The organism is Mesorhizobium sp. M7A.F.Ca.AU.001.01.1.1, assembly GCF_004022735.1.
GTDB lineage: Bacteria > Pseudomonadota > Alphaproteobacteria > Rhizobiales > Rhizobiaceae > Mesorhizobium > Mesorhizobium ciceri.
This window is the reverse complement of the sequence record NZ_RZPF01000006.1, coordinates 23,857-30,585: the sequence shown is the minus strand read 5'-3', so window position 1 is coordinate 30,585 and position 6,729 is coordinate 23,857. Positions and strand designations below refer to the sequence as shown.

Genomic DNA, 6,729 nt, shown 5'->3' with positions numbered 1-6,729 from the left:
GCGCATTCCCTGACGGGCGCTGGTTCGGCGTCAGCAACGATCTGGAAAAGACCGCCGCGCGCATCGCCGCCTTCTCAGCCGCCGACGCCGCCACATGGCGCAGGCTGGTCGCCGCCTTCCCGGCGGAGGCCGAACACCTGTTCCGGCTGCTGGGTTCGCCGATGAGTGCCCGCGCGCTTGCCGGCACGGCGTGGAACCTGTGGCGCAAGAAGGGCATGTCCGGAGCGCTCGATACGGGCCGGCTGCTGCTGTCCTCACCCCGCGCCTGGCTGGAGGAAACTTTCGAGTCGCCGCATATCAGGGCAACGCTCGCCACTTGGGGCATGCATCTCGACTTCGCCCCGGATATCGCCGGCGGTGCGGTTTTCCCCTATCTGGAATCGATGGCCAACCAGAGTTTCGGCATGGTGCTGGGCAAGGGCGGCGCCGACACCATCATCCGTGCCCTCTCTGGCATGGCGACCTCCGCCGGCGGCAAGATCGTCACCGGCGCCGAAGTCGCCGAGATCACCGTTTCGGCCGGCAAGGCGACCGGCGTACGGCTCGCTTCGGGCGAGACGCATACCGCCACCAGGGCAGTCATTGCCGGCGTCGCGCCCAAGGCGCTGACGGGCAAGCTGCTGCCCAATGGTTCGGGCGACGCCGGCTTCGACACGGCGATGCAGAAATTCCGCCATGCGCCAGGCACGATGATGATCCACCTGGCGCTGGACGATTTGCCGGATTGGCGTGCCGGAGCGGAGCTTCGGCAGTTCGCCTATGTGCATCTGTCGCCGTCGCTCGACGCCATGTCGCGCACCTATCAGCAGGCCATGGCGGGCATGCTGCCGGACGAGCCTGTGCTGGTGGTCGGCCAGCCGACGGCGATCGACCCGTCGCGGGCGCCTCAGGGAAAGCATGTGCTGTGGGTGCAAGTGCGCATGCTGCCGGCCGAAATCCTGGGCGATGCCGCCGGCAAGATCGCACCGGACCATTGGGACAAGGTGAAGGAGGTCTACGCAGACCGTGTCCTCGACATCATCGAGACCTATGCGCCCGGCCTGCGCAACAAGATTCTCGGCCGCGCCGTCTTCTCGCCCATCGACCTCGAGCGTGAGAACCCGAATCTCGTCGGTGGCGACCAGGTCTGCGGCAGCCATCATCTGGCGCAGAACTTTTTATTCCGCCCGGCGCGCAACTATGCCGGCTGGAACACGCCGGTGGCGCATCTGCACCTCACTGGAGCCGCGACATGGCCGGGCGCCGGCACCGGTGCGGCGTCGGGCTTCATGCTCGCACAACAGCTTGGCGGGAGGTAGGAGCCGGAGATTTCCTTGAGGCTACGAGGGGCAAGGCGCTGCTGCCCAAGAAGCCTGAACCAATGACCTGAAGACGCCGCGCAGAAACAAAACCAACAAGGGGAACGACCATGACAATCAACAGACGGGAATTGCTCGGATACAGCGCCGCGGCACTCGGGGTGGCCGCCGTCGGCCTGCCGCAGATCGCTAGGGCGGCTGCCGGCGAACTGACCATCGCCTACAATGTCAACCTGCCATCCTGGGATCCGACCACCGGACCCTCGGCCGTCAACCCGACGATCCAGGGGCTTTACCAGTCGGTATTCGACCAGTTCATCCCGCAGAAGCCCGATTTGTCCTTCGCGCCGGGCCTGCTCACCGAATGGGGCTGGAACGACGACCGCACGAAGATCATGATGACGGTGCGCGAAGGCGTGACCTGGCATGACGGCTCGCCGTTCACGGCCGAGGACGTCGTCTGGTCGCTACAGCGGGCAGGCGACGAAAAGACCGGCAACCCGATCCAGTTCGTCTGGAAGAACGTCAACAACTTCAAGATCGACGGCAACAAGATCACCGGCGACGTCGTGCAGTTCGACCCGGTCTATTTCAAATGGATGTCGTTCCTGACCGGCTACATCATGCCGAAGGCCTATTACGAGAAGGTCGGCGCCGAAGGTTTCGAGAAGGCGCCGATCGGCACCGGCCCCTACATGGTGGAAAAGTTCGAGCGCAACGCTTTCCTGCGGCTCAAGGCAAACCCGAACTACTGGGGCGGCAAGCCGGCCTTCGAGAATGTGACGATCAAGTTCGTCGCCGACGCGGCAAGCCGCGTCGCCGAGATCGAATCCGGCTCCTCGCAAGTGACGCTCGAAATCCCCTACGAGGAGTATGACCGGCTGATCGCCAAGGACGGGCTGGCCGGCTCGTGCAAGAACGTTTCCGACATCGGCATGATCTTCTTCAACGACATCGAGGCGATGCTGGACAAGAACGTCCGTCAGGCCGCCGTGATGGCCGTCGACAAGAAGCTGCTGGTCGATCGCCTGCTGCGCGGCTACGGACAGCCGATCGATACGCTGGAAACGCCGGAATACGCATCCTACGACGCGTCGATCAAGGTCGAGCACAATCCGGAAAAGGCCAAGGAATTGCTGGCTGCCTCCGGCTATTCGCCGGAAAAGCCGGTCAAGTTCACCATCCAGACGACCAAGGGCTTCAAGCCCAAGGACTATGAGATGATCCAGGCGATCGTCGGCATGTGGCGCAAGGTCGGCATCGAGGCGACGATCGAGGTCTACGAGATCGCAAAGCACTACGAACTGCGCGCCGCCGATAAGCTGGCGCCGGCCGCCTTCTACAACTGGGGCAACGCCATCGGCGATCCGACCACCTCGACCGGCTTTGCCATGTACGGCCCGAGCCCGCATTCGGTGTGGGACAGCCAGGATTTGATCGACATGATCAACCCGCTGTGGGGCGAGAAGGACGAGGCCAAGCGCATCGCCGGCTGGAAGGCTGTCGACAAATACATCGCCGAGCAGGCCTATGTGCTGCCGCTGATGCAGTATGCGCAGCCCATCGTCCATGCCAAGGGCGTCAATGTGGTTCAGCATGTGTCGGGCGCGCTGCTGCCGGCCCTGATGACCCCGGCCTGAGAGAGTCGAGAAAGGCGCGCTGTCGCAAAGCCGGCATGCCTTCTCCCAACTTGCGCAGGCCCCCTCATCCGGCCCTTCGGGCCACCTTCTCCCCGCTGGGGAGAAGAGACCGGCTCAGCCGTCAGCGACCTCTTCTCCCCTCGGGGAGAAGGTGGCCGCGAAGCGGCCGGATGAGGGGTCTTCGTTCCATCAGTCACCGAAACGCATTAGGCCTACGCCAGAATGCTCCTGCAAAGATTCCTGATCCGTCTGCTGACGATGCTGATCACGCTGTTCGGCGTGGCCGTCGTCGTCTTTGTCGTGATCCGCGTCGCGCCCGGCGATCCGATCGCCATGATGCTGCCGCCTGGTGCTACGGATGCCGACATTGCCCGGCTGCGAGCGCTCTACGGCCTCGACAAGACCATCGTGCAGCAATTCTTCATCTGGCTGTCAGGCGTCGCCAGGGGCGATTTCGGCACCTCGATTTCGCTCAGGCAGGATGTGCTGGGTCTCGTCTTCAACCGGCTGCCAGCGACGCTGGAGCTTGCCATCGTCGCGCTTGTGATGGCGGTGGCGCTCGGCGGCACGACGGCAATCATCGGCGCGCGCGAACGCGGCACGGCGGTCGAGGCCGGCATCGACATCGCCAGCGGCGCGGCGCTTTCCATTCCCGACTTCCTGTGGGGCCTGGTGCTGATCCTGCTGTTCGGCGTGCTGGTGCCGATCTTCGACATTTCCGGCCGGGTGTCGCCGCAGCTCGACCTGCCCTTCGTCACCCAGTTTTATCTGTTCGAGAGCTTGCTTCGTCTGCGCCTCGACCTGACCTGGGATCTGCTGAAACACATGCTGATGCCGGCCGTGGCGCTGGCGCTGCCGCTGGCGGCGATCATCTCGCAGCTGCTGAAACAGTCGCTGAAGGAAGTGCTCGACCTCGACTACGTCGTGCTGGCGCGGGTCAAGGGATTCTCGGAAACACAGGTCATCCTGCGCGAAGCGCTGAAGAATGCCGCGCTGCCGACGCTGACGCTGGTCGGCGTGCAGTTCACCTTCCTCATCGGCGGCACCGTCATCGTCGAACGGCTGTTTTCCTATGAAGGCCTCGGCAACATGGCGATCGACGCCGTCATCAACCGCGACCTGCCGCTGATTCAGGGCATCGTGCTGGTCTTCGCGCTGCTGTTCGTGCTGATCAACCTCAGCGTCGACATGATGTACGCGCTGCTCAATCCAAGGCTGCGCCATGGATGAGGGCCGCGCTCAAAGACGAGCTGTGTCGCCGCGTCTGTGGCTTGCCGGCGGTTGGCTGCTGCTGGCGCTTCTGGCGGCAATCTTCGCGCCGCTGGTCGCGCCGCAGGATCCGCTGGCGCAGGATTTGATGCTGGAACGGTTGCCGCCGTTCTGGATGGCCGGCGCCGAACCCGGCTATTGGCTCGGCACCGACAGCCTCGGCCGCGATCTGTTGTCCCGGCTGATCTTCGGCGGCCGCATCGCCTTCATCGTCGCTTTCGCCGCGGCCATCGCCGCCTGCCTGGTCGGCTCGATGCTGGGGCTCATAGCCGGCTATTTCGGCGGCTGGGCCGACCGCATCATCTCGCGCATCGTCGATGTCTGGATGGCATTTCCGCCGGTGCTGTTCGCCATCCTTTTGGTTGCGGTGCTCGGCACAGGCTTGAGTTCCGTCATCCTGGCCATCGCCATCATCGACTGGACGCGTTTCTGCCGGGTGATCCGTGCCGAGACGATGGGCCAGTCGCGCATGGATTATGTCGAGAATGCCCGCATCGCCGGCTATGGCCGCATCGGCATCATGCTGCGCGAAGTGCTGCCCAATGTGGTGCCGTCAATCGTGGCGCTGCTGTCGCTGGAAATGGGCATCGCCGTCATCGTCGAGGCGATCCTGTCCTTCGTCAATCTGTCGATCTCGACCGACGACCCGACCTGGGGCGGCATCATCGCCGAGGGCCGGCTGTCGATCCATCAGGCCTGGTGGGTGCTGGTGTTCCCGCTGATCACGCTCATCCTCACCGTGCTGTCGTTCAGCCAATTCGGCGAGGCGTTGAAGACGCGCTTCGACCCGGTGCTGCGATGAGCGCGGTCTGCCTTGACATCGCCAATCTGAGCGCCGTGCTGCCCAACGGCCAGCGCATGCTGCGTTCGGTGTCGCTCTCCGTCCAACCCGGCGAGGTCCGCGCGTTGGTCGGCGAAAGCGGCGCCGGCAAGACGATGATCGGCAAGGCTGTGCTTGGTGTGCTGCCGTCGAGCGTGCGCATCGTCGAAGGCGATATGTTGCTTGAGGGCGAAGACCTCGGCAAGTTGCCGCCCAAGGCACGGCGCACGCTGATCGGGGCATGCACGGCGCTGATCCCGCAGGACCCGCTGACCGCTCTCAACCCGTCACGCCGCATCGGCTCGCAGATGACCGACCGGCTGGTGCGCATCCTCGGCTGGAGTGGCGAGAAGGCCGATACCCGCATTCGCCAGTTGCTGGACGAGGTGCAGATCCGCGACCCCGACCGCGTGCTCAAAAGCTATCCGCACGAACTGTCCGGCGGCATGCGCCAGCGCGTGCTGATCGCCGCCGCCTTCGCCGCGGAGCCAAGGCTGATCGTCGCCGACGAGCCGACCACGGCGCTCGACGTCACCGTGCAGAAGCAGATCCTGCGGCTGATCGCTGCGTTGCAGCGCGAGCATGGCACGGCGATCCTGTTCGTCACCCATGATCTCGGCGTCGTCGCCAAGATCAGCCAGAGGGTCTCGGTGCTCTATGCCGGCAAGGTGGTGGAGGAGGCCGAGACCGCAGCGCTCTTCGCCGCGCCGCAGCACCCCTACACACGGGCGCTGATCGCGGCGACGCCACGCTACACCGATCCTTTCGCCTCGCTAAGACCGGTGGACGAGGCGGTGCTGGCCGGACTTGCTTCGGAGATCGCTGCCGCCGACCAAGCCTGGAGGCGGCCGCATGGTTGAACCGTTGTTCTCCGTGCGCGGGCTGAAGGTCGCGCTGCCCGACATGACGCGCAAGCCACTGATCGGCCGCGCGCCATTGGCCGAAATCCTGAAGGGCCTGGACTTCGACCTGCCGCGGGGCTCGGTGACCGGCATTGTCGGCGAATCCGGTTCGGGCAAGTCGACGCTCGGCCGCGCTTTGGTGCGCCTGCTGGAGCCAAGCGCCGGCAGCATCCGCTTCGACGGCCGCGACATCACCAATCTGCCGGAAGCGGAGCTGCGGCCGCTGCGGCGCAATCTGCAGATGATTTTTCAAGATCCGATGTCGTCGCTCAACCCGCGCTGCACCATTACCAGCATTATCGCCGCGCCTTTGAAGCAGAATGGTCTTGGCGACAACCTGAAGGCGCGCGTCGCCGAGGCGCTGCAGCGTGTCGGCCTGCCGCAAAGTTTCGCCAGCCGCTATCGGCACGAACTGTCGGGCGGCCAGCGCCAGCGCGTCGGCATTGCGCGCGCGCTGGCGCTGTCGCCGAAATTCGTGCTGGCCGACGAGATCGTCTCGGGCCTCGACGTCTCGACGCAGGCGCAGATCCTCACCCTGCTGGAGGAGCTTGCCGCGGAGATGGGGCTGACCGTCGCTTTCATCAGCCACGATCTGTCGGTCATCCGGCGGCTGTGCCGGCAGGTGATCGTCATGCGCGAAGGCGTGATCGTCGAAGCGAGCGCCACCGACACCTTGTTCGACAAGCCGCGGCAAAGCTACACGCGCGATCTCATCGCGGCCATTCCGCTGCCCGAGATCGATGCGAGCTGGCTCGACATTCCTTCCGCAGCCAAGCCGCCGACATGAATGCATACGCACG

General features: G+C 64.8%; 6 protein-coding genes. All 6 read left to right on the top strand.

Translation table 11 applies throughout. The features are described from left to right. On the top strand, positions 1-1,298 hold a 1,298-nt coding region (locus EN884_RS01075; protein WP_164894904.1), incomplete at its 5' end, for an NAD(P)/FAD-dependent oxidoreductase. A 110-nt stretch (positions 1,299-1,408) separates the two neighbouring features. Further along, entirely contained in the window at positions 1,409-2,938 is a 1,530-nt protein-coding gene (locus tag EN884_RS01070; RefSeq protein WP_027161803.1) for an ABC transporter substrate-binding protein, read from the top strand. A gap of 222 nt (positions 2,939-3,160) precedes the next feature. Beyond that, complete coding sequence (locus tag EN884_RS01060; RefSeq protein ID WP_013527972.1) at positions 3,161-4,168, top strand: ABC transporter permease; 1,008 nt, start codon at positions 3,161-3,163, stop codon at positions 4,166-4,168. Beyond that, positions 4,161-5,009, top strand: a complete 849-nt coding sequence (locus EN884_RS01055; protein ID WP_013527973.1) for an ABC transporter permease — start codon at positions 4,161-4,163, stop codon at positions 5,007-5,009. Before EN884_RS01060 ends, EN884_RS01055 begins: the two co-directional genes overlap by 8 nt. After that, entirely contained in the window at positions 5,006-5,887 is an 882-nt protein-coding gene (locus EN884_RS01050; protein ID WP_063169951.1) for an ABC transporter ATP-binding protein, read from the top strand. The genes EN884_RS01055 and EN884_RS01050 overlap by 4 nt, the downstream gene beginning before the upstream one ends. Continuing rightward, positions 5,880-6,716 carry an ATP-binding cassette domain-containing protein gene (locus EN884_RS01045; RefSeq protein ID WP_063169950.1) on the top strand — a complete coding sequence of 279 codons (837 nt, stop codon included), beginning with the start codon at positions 5,880-5,882 and terminating at the stop codon, positions 6,714-6,716. The genes EN884_RS01050 and EN884_RS01045 overlap by 8 nt, the downstream gene beginning before the upstream one ends. The last annotated feature ends 13 nt before the right edge of the window (positions 6,717-6,729 follow it).